13 protein-coding genes are annotated in these 18825 nt (G+C 48.7%); 1 reads left to right on the top strand and 12 read right to left on the bottom strand.

What is annotated here, in order from left to right; genetic code table 11:
- Positions 1 to 90 precede the first annotated feature (90 nt).
- Positions 91 to 2034, bottom strand: a complete 1944-nt coding sequence (locus tag PsW64_RS06910; RefSeq protein ID WP_063303170.1) for a hypothetical protein — start codon at positions 2032 to 2034, stop codon at positions 91 to 93.
- Between the two features lie 78 nt (positions 2035 to 2112).
- Positions 2113 to 6933 (bottom strand): beta strand repeat-containing protein, encoded by a 4821-nt coding sequence (locus PsW64_RS06905; RefSeq protein ID WP_063303169.1) that lies wholly within the window; start codon positions 6931 to 6933, stop codon positions 2113 to 2115.
- Positions 6934 to 7991: 1058 nt separating this feature from the next.
- Between PsW64_RS06905 and PsW64_RS06900 the strand changes: the two genes are divergently transcribed.
- Positions 7992 to 8591 carry a hypothetical protein gene (locus PsW64_RS06900; protein WP_063303168.1) on the top strand — a complete coding sequence of 200 codons (600 nt, stop codon included), beginning with the start codon at positions 7992 to 7994 and terminating at the stop codon, positions 8589 to 8591.
- An 8-nt stretch (positions 8592 to 8599) separates the two neighbouring features.
- On the opposite strand, the gene PsW64_RS06895 is transcribed toward PsW64_RS06900, so the two are convergent.
- The 10 genes from PsW64_RS06895 to napF all read right to left on the bottom strand — a co-directional run bounded on the left by PsW64_RS06895 (position 8600) and on the right by napF (position 18360).
- Positions 8600 to 9364: an SDR family NAD(P)-dependent oxidoreductase gene (locus PsW64_RS06895; RefSeq protein ID WP_063303167.1), complete on the bottom strand. Its 765-nt coding sequence runs from the start codon at positions 9362 to 9364 to the stop codon at positions 8600 to 8602.
- Positions 9365 to 9423: 59 nt separating this feature from the next.
- Entirely contained in the window at positions 9424 to 9795 is a 372-nt protein-coding gene (locus tag PsW64_RS06890) for a hypothetical protein (RefSeq protein ID WP_063303166.1), read from the bottom strand.
- A 54-nt stretch (positions 9796 to 9849) separates the two neighbouring features.
- Positions 9850 to 11931 carry a TonB-dependent receptor plug domain-containing protein gene (locus tag PsW64_RS06885; protein WP_063303165.1) on the bottom strand — a complete coding sequence of 694 codons (2082 nt, stop codon included), beginning with the start codon at positions 11929 to 11931 and terminating at the stop codon, positions 9850 to 9852.
- Between the two features lie 326 nt (positions 11932 to 12257).
- Positions 12258 to 12902 (bottom strand): NapC/NirT family cytochrome c, encoded by a 645-nt coding sequence (locus tag PsW64_RS06880; protein ID WP_063303164.1) that lies wholly within the window; start codon positions 12900 to 12902, stop codon positions 12258 to 12260.
- A gap of 28 nt (positions 12903 to 12930) precedes the next feature.
- Positions 12931 to 13374, bottom strand: coding sequence for a nitrate reductase cytochrome c-type subunit (locus tag PsW64_RS06875; RefSeq protein WP_208980620.1), 444 nt, complete (start codon positions 13372 to 13374; stop codon positions 12931 to 12933).
- Positions 13371 to 14300, bottom strand: a complete 930-nt coding sequence (gene napH / locus PsW64_RS06870; RefSeq protein ID WP_057461272.1) for a quinol dehydrogenase ferredoxin subunit NapH — start codon at positions 14298 to 14300, stop codon at positions 13371 to 13373. The genes PsW64_RS06875 and napH overlap by 4 nt, the downstream gene beginning before the upstream one ends.
- Positions 14297 to 15097 carry a ferredoxin-type protein NapG gene (napG, locus tag PsW64_RS06865; protein ID WP_063303163.1) on the bottom strand — a complete coding sequence of 267 codons (801 nt, stop codon included), beginning with the start codon at positions 15095 to 15097 and terminating at the stop codon, positions 14297 to 14299. Before napG ends, napH begins: the two co-directional genes overlap by 4 nt.
- A gap of 32 nt (positions 15098 to 15129) precedes the next feature.
- The gene (gene napA / locus PsW64_RS06860; RefSeq protein WP_057461270.1) at positions 15130 to 17619 is read right to left on the bottom strand and encodes a nitrate reductase catalytic subunit NapA; all 2490 of its coding nucleotides are present in this window, start codon (positions 17617 to 17619) and stop codon (positions 15130 to 15132) included.
- Positions 17620 to 17632: 13 nt separating this feature from the next.
- Positions 17633 to 17893 carry a chaperone NapD gene (locus PsW64_RS06855; RefSeq protein WP_063303162.1) on the bottom strand — a complete coding sequence of 87 codons (261 nt, stop codon included), beginning with the start codon at positions 17891 to 17893 and terminating at the stop codon, positions 17633 to 17635.
- The gene (gene napF / locus PsW64_RS28415; RefSeq protein ID WP_446737461.1) at positions 17890 to 18360 is read right to left on the bottom strand and encodes a ferredoxin-type protein NapF; all 471 of its coding nucleotides are present in this window, start codon (positions 18358 to 18360) and stop codon (positions 17890 to 17892) included. Before napF ends, PsW64_RS06855 begins: the two co-directional genes overlap by 4 nt.
- Between the last annotated feature and the right edge of the window lie 465 nt (positions 18361 to 18825).

Genomic DNA, 18825 nt, shown 5'->3' with positions numbered 1-18825 from the left:
GTTTTGCTCGCTTGCCTCCCACGTTGCCGGCTATTGTTCTTTGTCGCTCGAGCTTTAAACATATATTCTCTCTATAAAAACCTATTAAAATCAAACAAGTATATCGGAGACCATGTCACTCTCACCCGCATAAGGAGCAAACGCGGGCGACGTTCCGGTTTCGCTACCACCGTCATTGCCAGTAAATGCAACAACTTCCGAAACCAGATCTGTATTTCCATTCAATGCTGTTTCGAGATCATCTTCTTCAGAGACAACGATATTGACTTTTATAACAATGTCTTCCTCTGAGTATTCGCCATCCAAATATTGAAAACCCGACTGACTATCATAATCAATGATAGTTGCTTTGTTGCTCGTCTTGTTACTTGAAGTGTCCAGATAACCCTCTTGGTCATCTTCAACAACCTCACCATTAATAACCCGCGTGAGAACACCATCATCCTCTTGTTCTTTATGGATCTTCACATAGTCCGCATCCGAGAGAACATTGATCTGCTCAATCGCATTGATTTGGTAATAGTCACCAGTGATGTAGAGGACTTTCAGGTCAGTGCTCGGCAGGATCGGCAAACCACCTGTGGCAGAAGAGGCGGTATACTCGTAGTCCCCTGCTCGACCATCAATAGCGTCCACCAAACCGTTCACCTCAGAGGTCATCGGCTTCATCAGCGATCCGCCACCAATATTCTTAATCGTACCTTCATTGGTCAGCACATTGTGCCGTCCGGTCCCACTGATAGCTGCACCAGTCGCATCAATATAATCGGCATCCAGGAGGATATTTCTCTGACTGATGTAGTTGACGTCATAGTAGTTTCCAAGGACAACAATCACATCGTAATTCTGAATGTTATCAATCAACTGCGCCGCGTTGACCTGGGTGTTATCACCGGTCTGAACATAATAACCACTGTTGTTCAACTGGTATGAAACGCAGTCGTCGTCGGAAAGAAAGTTTTTCTGATTAACAATGTTCAGGTCATAAAAATTGCCGCTAACAACATCAACACTCATGGAGTAATCGGGGTTGTTGTAGGTAACTGCGGAGGAAATAATGTACTCGCCTTCGGAAGTCACATTGGCATCATTGAAGACAATCGTTTCATCAAGTCCCTGACCGACGACAGTGTCCGCTAGCTGATCTGTAGGACCATAATATAAGTTGCTTTGAATGATCGAGTTTGTGGCGTAGTAGTCCCCCATCACGACAGTCGAACATTTCAACTCACTCAGGTCTACAATCGAGGCAACATTGACCGCTTCATTGTCACCGGTCGTTACATAGCTGCTATCACTCTGTTCATCTTCAGAGGTGTCGTCTTCTGCCTGCTCGTCCTCAGGCAGTTCACCAATACTCTCGCCACTTGTAAAAGAAGGATTTGGTGCATCATTCTCCGCTCTATGAACCAGCATCTCGCCAATGGCATCAGCCGCACTTTGCGCATCACCATCATCAAAAATCTGGTCAAGCGTATCCAGCTCAATGTCACTCGCAACATCAAGCAGTTGATCCAACACCTCATCTGAGTTCCACTCAGGAATATCATCCCCGAACTCACTTTTAGACAAAAGCAAATCATCATCCGTCAGGGCATTTTCCTGAGCGAGGTTTACTTCAATGTCCGGCGCATAAATATCGCGATAAGTGAAGGTGATAGTATACGTGTAGTCCAGTGATTGACCGCTATCTCCACCTTGCAGCAGCTCCGGGCCCGTACCGTCTTCAAACAGTACAACTTCAGAAGGTGGAACAAACTCAGAAGCATTTACGGGCGTCTCAACCGAATATGGGAGACGGGCTTGTGACAGCGCGCTAATTTCTGGCAAAAGCGACGGAAGATTGTAGAACTTTTCATAGGGAAGGTCTGCGGTACCTCCGCGAGAATAAACCACTTCCACCGGAGTAATCACAATAGTGTCTTGGGCAAACCGTGCTTCGTCAAAGCTCTGTTCAGCTGTAGCGATACTATCAAAAATCTTCATGTAGCCGATAAAGTGCCAGCTCAATTCATTTATAGCCTGCGACAGCATAAAATATCCTAACAATTTCATATGGATATATAAAACAACCTGCGCGGATCACTCCGCGCAGGTCTTGTTTAGTTTGGATTATGCAAGGTCGTCTTCGCCAACCACGTTCACGGTTGAGGAGCCACCCACGACGTTGACATCAACAGCATTGGCCTGAACGTTCGCACCCATGACAATTGTCTGGTTAAAGGCATTCGCCACACCCAGAGCATCAGCAGTCGCAGCCGTAGAAGCCGTCACGCTGTAATCGTCACCAGTACCGAAGTCGAAGAGACTTTCTGCATCGTGAATGCCATCCGCAGACATGGCCTGACCACCATCAGCAACGATAGTCTGATCAAGCGTTCCATGGTTATGAACTTCAACATTGGTGATCGTATCTTGATCATACAATGCATTTGCCTGCTCAGCACCGAAGATGGTGTCAGTGCCATTCGCATCCAGATTGCCAAAGAAGCCGCCACCAACATCTGGGCTGCCAGAAGGTGTGATGTCCAATGCACCCAGACCGTCATCTTCTCCTGTGAAGAGAAGCGTATCGTTCTGACCTGTAACATCCAGCTCAGTCGAGTTGACCTGCTTGTTACCACCTGAGTACAGGCTCTGGTTAAAGGCAGATGTCTTCGCCGTAGCATCCGCAGAAGCAACAGCTTCCGCAGTCACGGTGTAGTCATCACCAACAGAACCATTAGCAACGAACGAACTCACTGGATCTGTAATACCATCACCAGAGTCAGCATCACCACCAATTGCCGTAACAGTCTGAGTTAACTCATCGAAGTTTTCGACATCGGCTTCGTCAATGTGATCATTGTCACCAGCAGTGTTGTTTTGTGAGAACAAGGCAAGGCTGTCAGCATTGCCAGCAACGGTGCCAGATCGAATTGAGTTCGAAGCACCACCCTCACTGTCATCACCAACAGATATGACATTCTTGTTGTCTCCAACAATATCGACATCTGCAGAGTTTACCTGCGCATTACCACCGGTAGATATTACCTGGTTGAATGCTGAGGCTTCCGCAACAGCATCAGCAGACGACAAGGCTTTACCAGTGAGAGAAGCATTGTCACCAACGTTCAACGCACCCTTCACATCTGTGCCATCAATACCACCGGAACCAACACCAGCACTCGCAGTACCACCTGTTGCGGTAACATCCTGCTCAACATTAGAGTAGTTAACAACATCCGCATCAGAAATACTGTCACCATCATAAATGGTATTGCTCTGATACCCGCCAAGGAGGGAGTCGGTTGAATCTACACCGCCGTTGTTAGCTGGACCAGTACCAGTTACAGATGCAAATGCTACGTTGGAGTCTTCGCCGGCAGACTGAACATTACTGCTTCCACCAGTTACGCTCAGATCAAGATCATTACTCTGAGCATTACCACCAGAAAACAGCTTCTGGTTCATGGAAGACGCAGAAGCAGACGCATCCGCAGTTGCTTGCGTAACACCAGTGATGGAAGAGTCATCTCCAACACTCGCAGCTCCAACATCTCCATCCCAGTCGGCAACACTGATGCCAGCACCACTTGTGGCTGTTCCGCCTGAAGCAGAGACATCCTGATCAACCATGTCGCGATTTACGACATCAGCATCAGAAATGGTATCCTTGTCACCAAGCGTGTTTTCCTGCCACGCACCAGCTGCTGTGTCGGTATCAGACTGACCCGCAGCTGCTGCCTGACCAAACTGGCCAAGTGTTGCATTGTCTTCGCCAGATGCAGCAACGCCAGAGTTCGCACCTACAATGCTTGCATCGTAAGAATTGCTCTGTCCATTGCTACCTGAACTAAGAACCTGCTCAAACGATGCTGCAGAAGCCGTAGCATCAGCACCAGCGTTGGAAAGGCCACTTATGCTGCTGTCTTCCGCAACACCAGGAGCACCTTGAGCACCAATTTGACCATCCCCACTGGATGCAATGCCATCACCAGCAGTTGCAGTTCCACCAGTAGCAGTCACATCTTGAGTGGAATCATGGAAGTTACGAACATCACTATCCCAGATGGTATCGCCATCGTAAGCAGTGTTACCTTGTAGGCCACCTGAAAAACTATCGGTGTTCGTAGTTCCAACCCAAGTACCGTTTACTTCCGCGACGTCCTGTCCAGCAGAAGCAACATTTACATCTGCGCCTGTGACAGAAACAGATGCAGAGTTGCTTTGAGCATTACCACCTGTCAACTGCGTCTGAGTGAAGGACTGAGCAACACCTGTCGCGTCAGCAGATGCTGAACTGGAGCCTGAGATGCTCTCATTTCCATCAATGTTGGTTGAGCTACCACCAGTCTGAACAATACCAGCTCCAGAGGAAGCAGTTCCACCGTCTACATCAACACTCTGAGTGCTATGGCCCCAGTTAGTGACGTCCGCATGCTCGATTTCATCAACATCACCAAGCTGATTGCTCTGATCACTCCACGAGGTTGTTGTGGTGTCATGATCGACAGGTGCAATCGGCTCAGACCCAGCAGTAGCTCCGCTCTCACCAGCTGCTGCAACAGCTTTGTTACCACCAGTAATATCGACATCGACAGAGTTTGATTGAGCATTGCCACCAGTTTTGAGCGTTTGCCCAAAGTTGATCGCAGCGCCTACACCATTCGCACTTGCAGAAGCACTGCCGGAGATGGAGCTATCATCACCAACGGTATCAGGACCGAGATTACCACCAAGAGCTTCAATACCGTTACCTGCGGTCGCACTGCCAGCATCAACTGTGACGGTTTGCACCGCATCTGCTCCACCAGTGTTGATGACATCAGGGCTGAACAAAGTGTCGCCTTCGTACATCTCATTTTCTTGAGACTGGAAGGATCGGGTGTTTGTGTTGGTGTCACCACTGCCAGCCAAAAGCGAAACAGGGCCTGCAGCAGCACCAGCATTGTCTTCACCAGCAATCGAGGCCGTCATTTCTGCGCCAGTCACAGAGACTTCAGCAGAGTTACCTTGGGCGTTTCCGCCTGTGGTCAATGATTGCGTAAAGGACTGTGCGACACCTTGAGCATTTGCAGAAGCCGCAGCAGATCCACTCATGTCAAAGTTACTATGCACTGCAGCAGAAGTACCAGAATCAAACGAGATACCGTTACCAGCATTCGAGATGCCGCCAGTTACATCTGCACTTTGTGAGCTATCGTGCTCATTCCAAACATTCGCATCATCAATCTCATCTTTATCGCCAAGCGCGTTAGACTGATTACTTTCAGTGCGTGTCCCAGTTCTGTGATCGCCGTAAACTGATGGGTTGTCAGCATTTAGAGACGCAGTGGCACCGTCCTCACCAGCAGAAGCAGTAACCTGATTTGCTCCAGTTACACCTAACTCAGAGGCATTACTTTGTGAGTTACCACCAGTGCTGACTTTCTGTTCAAAGCTTGCAGCAACGCCCAAAGCGTCAGACTTGGCAAGCGTCGAACCAGTGATGGAACCATCATCGACTACGTGTTCCGCACCTAGACGGCCACCGTTCATGTCAATACCGTCACCAGCGGTCGCATCGTCACCGTAGGCTTCAATCTTCTGAGTGGAATGCCCGTCATTGTGAAGGCTTGGCTCTAGAACTGCATCGGCATCGTAAGCTTCGTTAGATTGGTTAAACCGAGCATTTGTACCTGTTTCAGATTCATTAATAGATGAATTCCAATCGGCACTGACCTGAATACCAGCAGTCGCGTCATCTTCACCAGAGGTTGCCTGGCCAACACCAGTACCTGTAATGTCAAGACTTGCAGAGTTACCCTGGGCATTGCTGCCTGCAGAAATGTCTTGTTGGAAACCAACGCCAACAGCACTTGCTGAAGCAGATGCGACAGCACTACCGCTTACGCTTCCGTCACCACCAACAGATGCAGAAGATCCGATATGGTCAATTGAATTGATGCCATCATCACTGGATGCATTACCTGCTTTAGCCTTAACGACCTGAAGAGAGTCGTCAAGATTGGCAACTTCAGGATTTGCAATAGCACCGTCAATATTGCTACCACCAACGCCATCATTCAGTTCATTTGACTGAGTGACACGCCCACGAGTGTTGGTATCTGAGTTACCAGAAGTGTAGTCAGTCCCACCGACAACAGCTTGAGCACCAGATCCACCAGCACCAGAAACATCTACATCTGAACCTGTGATCGATAGATCAACATTGTTGCCCTGCTCGTTGCTCCCAGTTTGCAGTGTCTGGTTGAAGCTACGTGCAAGACCAGATGCATCTGCTTGTGCAGCAGTAGAACCAGTGATGCTTTCATCATCACCAACGCCAACATTTGAGCCAGCAATATCAGTTGGTCCAGCACCAATGATGCCATTACCGGAATCGGCATCACCACCTTTGACTTTCACACGTTGTTCAGCATCACCTTCATTCGTGACAGTAACATTGTCGAGTGTATCAAGGTCATTTGCGTAGTTGGATTGGTTTGCACGAACCAGTGTATCCGTGTCGTTATCTGCTGCTGCCGCCCCTGCTTGATGCGCATTGACACCAGAGCCGTCACCACCAACGGTCGACGCATCAAAGTTTCCGCCAGTTACACTGCCGGAGACATCGTTGCTCTGTAGGTTCGCACCGGTCGCGATACCCTGATCAAAGGCAAGCGCAACACCCTGGCCATTAGCTGAAGCGGAAGAGCTCGCATCAATGGTCAGGTCGTCGCCAATCTGTAGTGCAGCGTTAATATCCTGAATGCCATCGCCAGCCTGTGCGATTGTATCAATCAGATCATCACGGTTCACTAAGACCTCTTGGTCTAACGAACCGTCATTAAGCACTTCAGCGCTACTATCACCATTGTGCTCAACGACATCCTTATCACCGAGCGTGTTATCCTGCTCCGCGCGGATACGCGTATCAGTGCCATCAGTAAATGGATTGTAACCAGACATATCGTCTCCAAATATTCGGAGAACTGCCCTGCAAGAAGCCGATCATTTGCGTCAGCTGGTTGCCACAGGTTCTCCTGAGGATTGAAAAAGTGTTTCATTCCATGATTTGAAGGCTGTCATTTCGATTTAGCTTTTTTGACCAAAGGTCAGAACAAGCAAATGGCTTGTAAACTCGGATAACCCCGAATTTGGATGCAAGATTCCAGATCGCACAAATGTAAAATCTGTACGCTAAACAACACGTCGGCTTCAGAAAACGAAGTAACCGATAAAATATGCGCTGGGTCTGGAATTCTGGCTAAATTACTAACTAAATGCTCTTGCTAAAACGAATAGACTCCATTCCTCCAAACAAAACTTCCAGTAAAGAAGAAAGAATATTCCTCTTGGAAGCGGCGGAAGCTATAACACGGCCTAAAAAACAGACAAACCAAGAGTAATACCTGGTAATAATCAACAATACATTCAATTGAACTAGATAATAATTACTATGGCAATCTAGGATATTAATAGTGAGTTAACGTTAGTATTCGCAAATTAGTGTTTTAAATATTACTAAAAAACAACTAAGCACTCCTAACAGGGAAGTGTTTATTGGTCTCAATAATGACAGTGTCATCTAAATCACATAGCAACCTGATCAAGAAATAGGTTTTCGGTGACCTATGTAATATGCAGTGAATTCTCAAGGTAGCTAAAACACCGTTTGAGTGTAAAAGTTATAGGTTTATAACCAAACTTTGCCGACTAATAAAAGAACGCCATACTCTAATTTAAAGACACAATCCGCCCAGTAACCCACATTCCTGATCGCATAAATTTCTTCACAGGTAATTCAGGAATATATTCAGTCACTGTGGCTTATGCTCCTTTAAATCTCAAGAATCATCGAGACTAAGCCTCATTTACTTCACCAACACTCCCCAAACATTCAATCAAAGAGTCGCCAAGCAAAACCTGTCCGTCACGCTCTATAAATAACGCCTTAGCTTTGCTACCCTTGCGTTAGAAACGTAATTATAGGCTGTAAAACGAGTATTCTCAGACAGGCGCGCTTTATGCACGATCAAACCTCTCATTCACCTGACTTTGACGAACTAGACAGAATTGCCCCCAACAAGGCTGGGCGGCGAAACCTCCTGTTCGCTTTGATTGGAAACATCAATTACAGCTGGTCCAACAATGAGAGCACGTTCATCTACATCCTGCAGCATCTCATGCAGACCGACGAACTCACCGCAACTCTTGTCTTCGGCACTCTCAACACAACGAGGGCAAGGCTGGAACTGATAGAACGCCTGGCAGACGCAAAGCTAAAAAATGTTGCTCTCAAAAAGAAGCTGCGCCGCATTCTTCGCATCTTCAACGAAAGTACCCGGCTAAGAAATGAATTTAGCCACGCAACTTTCAAACAGAACCAGCAAGGCGAGATCACTCACACCCATTCCATGCGCATTCAACGCAAGAATGGACAGATCCAGCTCGGTGAAATCAAGGCAGTCGACGACGCGCGCATCACCCAAATAGGAAATGCAATCGAGAAGCTTGTGAAACTCAATCGTGAGATCTGGGCATTTCTACCCGAGCTGCAGCAAGCAATGACACATACAACAGAAACCGAGGAAGGTCAGAGATCACCCCATCTCCAACCTTCCTAATCTTATCTCTATGAAGAACTGCGCTTCCCGGCTGTAAGGCCAACCAGTCGGAAATATGCCCAATAAGGGACAAACCGTAGCAGTTTCAAAGCCGTAACGAGCGGGAAAGGAAACGCAATCTCAAAGCTCTTACGGTCAAGGCCTTTCTTGATCCGTTTGGCAGCCCCTTCTGCACTCACGATAAAGGGCATAGGCAACTTGCTATTTTCAGTCATCCCGGTCTTCACAAACCCGGGATTGATGACTGAAAGAGAGAGGTTCGCCCGACCAAAACTCGGTTTCAACGCCTCACAAAGATTGATGAGCGCAGCTTTTGTAGGGCCATAACTTGCAGCGTAAGGCAGCCCTCCATATCCACTAAGCGAGGAAATGATGGCAACATGCCCGGAGCCGCGTTCTTTCAGCAGTGGGAATAAGTTATGTATGGTCCGCACAGCACCAAAATAATTCGTATCCATCGCACTGACGCAGACTTCCTCGGTCAATGTAGAAAGTCCACCAATGTGAAAAACACCTGCGCAATAAAGCGTCAAATCAGGCAGGCTGGCATTTTCATCAAAATCACGAGCCGCCTGAGCTATCTGCTCATTATCCGTTACATCAAGCGGTAAACTCGTCACTGATGTGTATGTTTCTTTCAGTGCTTCAAGTCGATCAACCCGGCGGCCACTCGCAACAATCTGCCAGCCATCATCTGCGTAAAGCTTGCAGAGCTCCTCACCAATCCCTGAAGTTGCCCCAATAATCCAGACAGTCTTTTTTCGAGATGTCATTCGCACTCTCCCCAAAGCAACATTAGAATTCCCGTGGGAGGAGCAAAGCATAGGTCTAGCTATTGCTGCAACAACTTCTGCGTGCTCACAGCGCACCAGCTCTCGCTTTTGTTTATACTCGCCTCACAACTGGCAAGGCTGTCAGCCTCAGAAACAAGCAACTGACCTTCTTCAATCCTGTTGAGATAAACGAAACGCTCCGGCTTATCGCCTTCATCATCAGCACCCGGATGTTCAAACTCAGAGATCTGAGCCGAGCTTTGATGGCAACCAGCATAATGGATCTTAAAGCGCGGTTCCGCCAAAATTTCCTTCAACGCAACAATGCCTTGCTGACATTCCTCAACACTATCTTTTTCAACGTAGGAAGCACCCACCTCACCATTCGGCCCCGCTGAACTCAGCAAAAACATGAGAAGCACGGTTTTCATGTGATGATATCCTTTAAATACAGCTCCGCCGCAATAACGGCAGGGCTTTGAAAACTAGAAGATGACACTCGCAGAAAGTTTAAACGCCCGGCCCGGTGCAGTTAGTCCTTCGACAGATGGTTTATAGTCTCGGTCAAAGATGTTCTCGACAGCTGCATGCACTTTTAACCTGCGCTTTTCATCGAAGTCGTAAGAAAAGCCGCCTGCTAGGTTAAGCGTGGCAAAACCATCCTCTTCATCGATGCCACTGCTACCCTTCTGCCGATGCTCGCTGGAGAAGCGACTGTAAAGATCAGCATAGGCTTCAACTCCGTTATCAAAGGCCCAAGACTTCATCACGCCTAAACGGCCAGATACCAACGGCGTGTCTGTATCAAAGGTGTTGGTTGCTCCAGAGCTAAATTGACGCCGCATCAAAGTGATATTGGCATATGGAGTGACTGCCAGCTCAGCAAACTGATAGGAAGCAGCAAGTTCAAGACCCCAAGTCTTAGCCGCATCAATATTGACGTAAATATCTGAGTTTGCGGTACACTTTGAACCATGAACTGCTGCATCACAATCAACCGATGTGATGTAGTCCTTCGCATCGGTATAAAACGCGCTCGCATCAACAATCAAGTTCCCGCCGTCGTAACGCGCACCAATCTCTGCGGTCACTGACGTTTCCGGATCAAGGTCAGCGTTGCCATAAATTTTTCCAGCAGGAGAAAATACTGAGCCCAGTGTACTTTGGAGGAGTGTCGGATATACATATCCCTGAGACACATGCGCTCTTAGCGCAAAATTCTCAAAGCCCGTATAGTTTAGACCCAAAGCACCCACAAATGCCTGATCGCTCTCATCCCGATCACCTGCAGTGCCTTTATTCTCACTCGCAACGAAGTAATAACGGCCACCAGCAGTTAGCGTAAGATCATCATTCAGATCCCACTCATTCTGAAGGAACGCAGACAAAGTCGTAAGTTTGGCCTCATCTCGCTCTGTAATATTGACCGGGAAGACAGGTCCGGGAACGCTGATAGTATTCGTACCAGTACTGAAGCTATCTTTATCCAACTGATCCTGGACAGCCTGAAAGCCGATTGAGGTCAATACGTTATCAAACAGGGTCAGATCAACCTGCCCATTCAAGCCGAATGTAAGCAGTTTGCTCTCAGTCTCATTCTCGCGCTTCATAACTGGCGCTCCAAGACGGGGAGGAGCCAGCTCATAGTCTACAAGAGCCACACGGTCAATCTGCTGGACGTATCCATCCAAATGGACCTTAGCAATGCTCTCATTTACATCGGTAAAGTCATAGAATATGCCAATTTTAGAACGGTCGCGCTTTGGCAAGTCCATATCAAACTGACGCATCACGAGCCCGATATCAGCAGGATCAGTGTAAACCTCACTTTCCTGCTCAAATCGTTCAGCCTTGATACTAAATTTATGTTGGTCACCAGTGTAGCCAACATAGGCCGTTACACTCTGGTTTTCAAAAGCACTACCTTCCAGCGTGCCATCTGCTGTTTCGCGATCACCATGTTTGGATTTGCTAGCAGAAAACCGATAGTCCCACTGATCAATAGTCCCAGCAGCTGAGCTGAACCCCGTAATACCATCAGTAGAGGAATCGAAGGCCGTTCCGACCTCTACCTGTACGGCACGATCGGCACCCTTCTTAGTGATAATATTTACAACGCCGCCGATAGCTTTCGAGCCATGCAGGACCGAGCCCGGGCCCTTCACCACTTCTATACGCTCGATATCAGACGGAGAAATCAGAAATACAGCACCATAAGAAGTATGATCAGAGATCTCTTGCCCATCTACGAGCACAACATTTCGCGAAGATTCTTCACCACGAATGCTGATCCGCTTCATACCTGCAACGTTGCTATCGATAATCTTGATACCAGGAACATCACGCAGAACCTCAGTTACACTATCTGCAACAGCCCGCTCAATCTGCTCACTCTCAACCACAGCAACGGAGCGGGTGACTTCATCCAGGCTTTGCTCACTACGCGAAGCTGTGACGACAATTGGCCCGAGCTCTTGTGGCTCTGTTTGCTCCTGAGAATATGCACCTGACTGCAGTGCGAGATAGCAGATTCCGGTCATCAAGCCGGAGACAAAACCCTTGGACATCCCTACAACCTTTAATATGAGTTAATTACTCATATTATTGGATTGAGATATCTATCAATGTAAAAATCGCTACCCAAGTAAAATACATGAATTTAATACTCATATTTGTGTCATTTTAAACACATCTCAGGTTGCTTCTCCTTGCTTCATTTGATTTGGATCAAGCAATCACACAGACAAGAGCTTCTGGCAGATGACAATCAGCAGCTTCGTCAACGGCTGATTCGACTCACTTACTTTGGTAGGAGCAAAGAAAAACCCACCTTCGAGAACTCTCAAAGGTGGGTTACTACTCTAGCGCCCTATGCAACTAGCCTAAGCGATGCTTAGTCATAAACAGCAGAGACGTTCTCTTTGTAAGCTTCCAGCGCGTTGGCTGGCAGGCTGTGGGCGATGCCCTGGTGGCAATCAATACAGGTCTTGCCTTCCTTGAATGCATCAGAGTGAGCGGCAGAGGCACGACCTTCCTGAAGAACGAAGTCCATAGAGTTGAACTCATGACAGTTACGGCACTCGCGACTATCGGTCTTCTTCATTGCAGTCCAAACATTAGTCGCCAGTTGAAGACGTTTCTCCTCAAACTTCTCCGGACTATCAATGGTGCCCAGAGCCTTGTGATATAGCTCTCTGGAAGCTTGTACTTTGCGAACCACCTTATGCACCCACTCTTTCGGCACATGGCAATCCGGGCATGTTGCCCGCACGCCAGATGCATTCGCATAGTGGGCCGTCTCGGTATACTCCGCATAAACATTTGCTTCCATCTCATGGCAGCCGATGCAGAATTCTTCGGTATTCGTCATCTCCATGGACCAGTTGAAACTACCCCAAAAAACCACACCGACAACAACGCCAATCAGCAACAGAGCGCCTGCAGAAATTGTCGTTGCAGGATGTCTCAAAAACCGCCAGATCCGTTTGAACAAGCCAGGTCCCTGATCTTTACTGGGAATTGCGCCTTGATTGCTCATATTAAATTCCTCCAGTCAGAAGTGCCATCTAGCGTTCGCTTGACGGAGTAAATTCATTCTCCACCAACGGATCAGCATCGACTTGAGGAACATGGCATTGTGTACAGAACCAGCGCGTACCTGCAACTCGGTCCAGCTGACGTCCTTCACGGTCTGCATAATGTGTCATAGACAGGGTTGGCGCTTTTTTCTCCCCAGCATTAGCCCAGTCATGGCACGTCAGACACTGGTTAACTTTCAGGTCGACCTGATAAGCCTCAGTCTTGTGTGGCACCAATGGTGGTTGCTGACGGAACTCACGGTTCACCCGAGTGTTTTGCGGGCGAGCAATCGGCTCGACGAAGACAGGTTCATCAACCTGTACACCTCGCAATGACTTTACCCCCTCTGCATGTGCGCTCAAGGCAGCAAAGCCGGTAAGGTGCAAAACCGCCATAATGGTGATAGCCTTCCAAGGCACTCCCGTTTTCATTTGTGACCTCCCATAGCTTTGGTCGTGACCGGATCGCGGGGGCCCGGTTCGATTGAAGTAGGTTGAATAAGTTGAGTATCGAAACGATGGGTGAAACTGAAAACATCCAGATCGCATACGTCGATACAGCGACCACAAGACGTACAGTCTCGATTTACAATCAGCGGGGTATCATCCCCTTTGCCTCGCAAAGCCGGAGAGATTACGTGGATCTCGGGGCAAACTTCGAAGCAGTCCATACAGTCATCACAAGCATCCCGGTTCTTCGCAGAAACCCGCAGCAAGCTCTTGGTGTTGAGCAGCCCATAGACAGCCCCCATAGGACAAAGGTGCCCACACCAACCATGCCGGGAGACAAAGGTGTCGAATAAAAACACCATCAACACCGCAGCCCAGGCAAACCCCATGCCGAACACCAATCCGCGGTGCAGCAAGGTCACGGGATTGACCAGCTCATAAGCAAGAGAGCCAGATCCGGCAGCAACCAGCAGCGTCATGGCCAGCACCCAATATCGGGTGTGCTTTTTCGGCTGCCATCCTTTTTTCAGATCAAGCTTGCGGTGCAACCAGTTGGCGCTATCGGTCACCACGTTCATGGGACAAACCCATGAGCAATACAGCCGGCCGCCAAACACCGCATAAAAGCCAACCACAATGGCAACACCAATCAAACCAGTCAGTTCAGGCCAATGTCCTGTCACCATCGTCTGCAGCAGCAGGAACGGATCTGTCAGCGGAAGGATATCCAGCGTCATGCTGGAGGTCAGTGTTCCTTTGACAATCCAAAGGCCTGCCCATGGCCCAGCAAGGAAGAGAGCCAGAATGAGCAATTGCGAGCTCCGTCTGAGCAACAGAAATCTGTTGCGTAGCACCCAGCTTCTCTTCTTCTCTTTTGGAACATGAGCGTCTAATGCATGAGTAGTCATGGCCGCCCCTTCCCTGGCTGGAATACGGGCTCAAACCCACCAGCATCCGGCACACGATCAGGCAGATCAATCACACCGGGAACCAACGCATTTCCTGCTTTGGCTTTTTCCTCCCAACCAAGCCGGTAGTGATCAGCACTCTCAGCTCTGGCAATGCGGCGAGGAAGAACCTTGATCGCAGCTTCTGGCAACACACACGACTGCTCGCATTTGCCACAACCCGTGCAGACGTCTGCATAGACTGTTGGCGAAAAGACTGCGTGACTACCGGTCCGCGTGTTTGGTGTCATTTCGAGTGTGATCGCTTCATCAATCAGCGGGCAAACCCGATAACAAACCTCACAACGCAAACCGAGGAAGTTAAGGCAGTTCTCCTGGTCAATCAGAACAGCCACACCCATATCAGCATCGTCGATATCGGTGAGAGAATGATCCAGTGCCCCTGTCGGACAGGCAGCAACACAAGGAATATCCTCACACATTTCACAAGGCACATCGCGGGCTGTAAAGTATGGCGTTCCTGTTGCCGGGCCAGTTTCACCAAGCTCGGCGAGTTTCAGCGTGTCATATGGGCAATCGCGAACACACAGTCCGCATCGCACACACGCACTCAAAAACTCGTCTTCAGAGAGAGCTCCGGGCGGTCTGATGGCGTCGGCAGGAAAAGCCTTAGCCTGCGCCTGATAGACCGTCAGAAACGTCGCAGCAACAGCACAGCCACACGCTGTGCGGGCCGCGTCGCCAAGAAACTGGCGACGCTTTGCACTGCTGAGGCCTGTCTTTTTGAGATCAGACATGGTTCTTATCCATTGCTGCTCAGAGGGTTGCTCTAAGCGCTTTCCACCTTACAAGCGCACTTTTTGTAGTCGGTTTCTTTCGAAATCGGACAAGTGGCATCGAGTGTAAGCTTGTTGGTCAACTGGTTTGCATCGAAGAAAGGCATGTAAACCAAACCTTTTGGAACCTTGTTCCGGCCCCTGGTTTCCAGGCGTGTCAGCACTTCACCACGACGAGTGGAGATAGTGACTTCCTGCCCTCTGCGAAGACCACGCTCCCGTGCATCTTGCGGATGCATAAACAGAACAGCAGACGGGAATGCCCGATGAAGCTCTGGGACGCGCTGCGTCATGGAGCCTGTATGCCAGTGTTCAAGCACACGACCGGTGCAGAGCCAGAGGTCATACTCGTTGTCTGGCACTTCTGCTGGCGGCTCATAAGGTGCGAAAATGATGTTCGCCTTACCATCAGGCTTACCGTAGAATTTAACGCCCTCACCTTTTTTAACGTAAGGATCGTACCCCTCGCGGAAGCGATAGAGTGTTTCCTTGCCATCAACCACTGGCCAGCGGAGACCCCGCGCTTTGTGGTAGACATCAAAGTCAGCCAAGTCGTGCGCATGGCCACGCCCAAATTCGGCGTATTCTTCAAACAACCCTTTTTGAACGTAGAAGCCGAAGTCTTCAGACTCATGGTTATTGAAGCCTTCTTTGACTTCAGAGACCGGGAACTTATCGACGACCCCATTGGCATAAAGCACTTCAAAGAGTGTCTTGCCGCGCAACTCAGGCATTTTGGCAAGCAGTTCTTCAGGCCAGACTTCTTCTGTCTTGAAGTACTTAGAGAACTCCATAACCTGCCAGACATCTGACATGGCTTCACCCGGAGCTTTCACCTGCTGACGCCAGAACTGGGTACGGCGCTCTGCGTTACCATAGGCCCCTTCTTTTTCCACCCACATAGCTGTTGGCAGAATAAGGTCAGCAGCCATTGCCGTGACGGTTGGATATGGATCAGAGACAACAATGAAGTTCTCAGGATTACGATACCCCGGCCAGCCTTCCTCGTTCATATTAGGAGCTGCTTGCAGGTTATTCGTGCACTGAACCCAATAGGCATTCAGCTTGCCATCTTTAAGCATGCGGTGATGCAGAACTGCATGGTAACCAGGCTTGGCAGGAATTGTTCCTTCAGGAATTTTCCAGGCAGTCTCACAGATTTCACGGTGCTTAGGATTTTTGACCACCATGTCTGCAGGCAGACGGTGCGCAAACGTTCCAACCTCACGCGCAGTACCACACGCAGATGGTTGGCCTGTCAGAGAAAATGGACCATTGCCAGGCTCAGAGATCTTACCAGTCAGCAGATGCACGTTATAGCAAAGGCTGTTCACCCAGCTGCCGCGTGAGTGCTGATTAAAGCCCATTGTCCAAAGAGACATGACCTTCCGGTTAGGATCAGCATAGATCTTCGCCAGTTTCAGGAGCTTTTCGGCAGGAACACCAGACATTTCTTCTGCATACTCAAGGGTATACTTGGAAACGAGCTGCTTATACTCCTCAAAGTCAATCTTGGAGATCTTACCGGAGCCAGCATTTTCAGCTGCCTGCTCGCGCGGATCATTCGGACGCAAACCGTAACCGATATCTGTCGCAGTTTTGGTGATGTTGACGTGCTTATTGACGAAGTCCCAGTTCACCGCATCATTTTCAATGATGTAGTTAGCGATGAAGTTGAGGATCACCAGATCAGTCTGTGGCGTGAACATCATGCCGTTGTCAGCAAGTTCAAAGCAACGGTGCTCGAAAGTAGAAAGCACATGAACTTCACAGCCCGGCTTGGTCAGACGGGTATCTGTAATACGTGACCAAAGGATTGGGTGCATCTCTGCCATGTTCGAGCCCCAAAGCACGAATGCATCGGCAAGCTCCATGTCATCATAACAACCCATCGGCTCATCAATACCGAAGGTCCGAATAAAACCTGCCACAGCTGACGCCATGCAATGGCGAGCATTCGGATCAATGTTGTTAGAGCGCAGACCAGCCTTCATAAATTTGGAAGCAGCATACCCTTCCCAGATAGTCCACTGACCAGAACCAAACATACCGACTGCGGTTGGGCCTTTTTCCTTCAATGCATCCTTGAATTTTTCGGACATGACAGTGAAAGCTTCATCCCAGGAGACAGGCTCAAACTCACCATGCTTGTCATAGACGCCAGCGGTCTTACGTAGAAGCGGTGTTGTCAGACGATCCTTGCCGTACATGATCTTGGAAAGGAAATAGCCTTTGATACAGTTCAAACCGCGGTTCACTGGTGCATCAGGATCACCTTGTGTGGCGACAACACGGTCGTCCTTAACACCTACAAGGAGAGAGCAACCTGTTCCGCAAAAGCGGCAAACAGCCTTGTCCCAGCGTATATCGGAGGCTTTTCCCTGAGCCTCGGCGGACTTTGGTAAAGCGATACCAGCTGCAGAAGCAGTTGCTGCAACCGCTGCTGACTTTATAATATCTCTGCGAGATGCCGTGATTGACATGTTTTGCCTCCCGTTAGGCCGCCTTCAAGTCAGGGTCGGTGTTTGGTTCGAATTGATGATAGGTAAGACCAGCGGACACGACGCCTGGCGTCCGGTGAATTTCCAGCACCTGCTGATCAGCGAAGGTCTCTTCCGTATCCTCTGCAGTCACAACAAGCTGGTTTGTATCCTCTTTGGTGATATGAACTTCCACGCCCGGCAGGGCGGACAATGCTTCAGAAACCTCTTGGGTTTTCCCCGCTAAGCAATTAACGAGAACGCCGCAAATGTTCATAGAACCTCCTCTTGGAGTTTAATTTCGCGCATTTCGATGGATCCATTGGGACAGGCAACAAGGCAGGCACCACACCCGGTACAAGCCTCACTGTCCAAATCAGGAATTTGCTGGCCACCTAGGCCAAGATGAAATCGGATTGCCCTCATCTCACAAAAGTCAGCGCAGGCCCGGCACGCGATCTTTTGATAGGAAAGGCAGTTGGAGCCGATCGTGGCTTTCATCGCCCAGGGAGCGTCTTCAGTCTTAACGAGCGCTCCCTTTTTGCAAACGTCGACGCACGCTTCACAGAAGGTGCAGGATCCCACTCCAAAATCGACAACAGCCAATCTGCTCCGCTCAGAAATTCGAAGGATCTTTTCAGGACACGCCGAAACACAATCACCGCAACCGGTGCATACATCGGAAAATTCAACTTCACCAATACTGTAAGGCGGACACGGCTTATCCTCCGCATACTTGGACATACCAAGAAAATGCCGCCTTCCCATCTGCGCTTTCATGATAGAATCAACTTCTCAACTGAACTGAGAAAAATATATCAACGAGATTACTTTTGTATTTTGATTGCAATCAAATTGAATGCTTCAGAAATACTAGTACGAATAACTCAAGATTTAAATTTAACTTGAGTTTACATCTCACGTTTCCGTGATAGTTTAGCTTTCGTCCACATTTCAAATTACTTCAAACTAAACTAATTTAGTGATTTCTGAAGTAACGTCAGTACGTTCATCAAAGCCCCCCAAAATCCGGACCTGAAACCGACTATTTTAAAGCTGAAATTTTGTACTGCTTTTGTGGAGGCTGATGCACTTTGTAAAACTATTACGCACACTCAAAAACATAAAGATTACAGTGGATTTCCACGTACTTTTTCTTGGTCGTGTGCTGATGTTTTTTGCAAGTGATTTGCACTCTCGAAAACGAGC

Source organism: Pseudovibrio sp. W64 (genome assembly GCF_001623145.1).
Lineage (GTDB): Bacteria > Pseudomonadota > Alphaproteobacteria > Rhizobiales > Stappiaceae > Pseudovibrio.
This window is presented reverse-complemented; position numbering and strand designations above follow the sequence as displayed.

What these genes read in the sequence shown, in the direction of transcription:
- PsW64_RS06910 (WP_063303170.1), bottom strand. Translation starts at nt 2,034, where the DNA reads ATGCTGTCGCAGGCTATAAATGAATTGAGCTGGCACTTTATCGGCTAC.
- PsW64_RS06905 (WP_063303169.1), bottom strand. Translation starts at nt 6,933, where the DNA reads ATGTCTGGTTACAATCCATTTACTGATGGCACTGATACGCGTATCCGC.
- PsW64_RS06900 (WP_063303168.1), top strand. Translation starts at nt 7,992, where the DNA reads ATGCACGATCAAACCTCTCATTCACCTGACTTTGACGAACTAGACAGA.
- PsW64_RS06895 (WP_063303167.1), bottom strand. Translation starts at nt 9,364, where the DNA reads ATGACATCTCGAAAAAAGACTGTCTGGATTATTGGGGCAACTTCAGGG.
- PsW64_RS06890 (WP_063303166.1), bottom strand. Translation starts at nt 9,795, where the DNA reads ATGAAAACCGTGCTTCTCATGTTTTTGCTGAGTTCAGCGGGGCCGAAT.
- PsW64_RS06885 (WP_063303165.1), bottom strand. Translation starts at nt 11,931, where the DNA reads ATGTCCAAGGGTTTTGTCTCCGGCTTGATGACCGGAATCTGCTATCTC.
- PsW64_RS06880 (WP_063303164.1), bottom strand. Translation starts at nt 12,902, where the DNA reads ATGAGCAATCAAGGCGCAATTCCCAGTAAAGATCAGGGACCTGGCTTG.
- PsW64_RS06875 (WP_208980620.1), bottom strand. Translation starts at nt 13,374, where the DNA reads ATGAAAACGGGAGTGCCTTGGAAGGCTATCACCATTATGGCGGTTTTG.
- napH (WP_057461272.1), bottom strand. Translation starts at nt 14,300, where the DNA reads ATGACTACTCATGCATTAGACGCTCATGTTCCAAAAGAGAAGAAGAGA.
- napG (WP_063303163.1), bottom strand. Translation starts at nt 15,097, where the DNA reads ATGTCTGATCTCAAAAAGACAGGCCTCAGCAGTGCAAAGCGTCGCCAG.
- napA (WP_057461270.1), bottom strand. Translation starts at nt 17,619, where the DNA reads ATGTCAATCACGGCATCTCGCAGAGATATTATAAAGTCAGCAGCGGTT.
- PsW64_RS06855 (WP_063303162.1), bottom strand. Translation starts at nt 17,893, where the DNA reads ATGAACATTTGCGGCGTTCTCGTTAATTGCTTAGCGGGGAAAACCCAA.
- napF (WP_446737461.1), bottom strand. Translation starts at nt 18,360, where the DNA reads ATGTCCAAGTATGCGGAGGATAAGCCGTGTCCGCCTTACAGTATTGGT.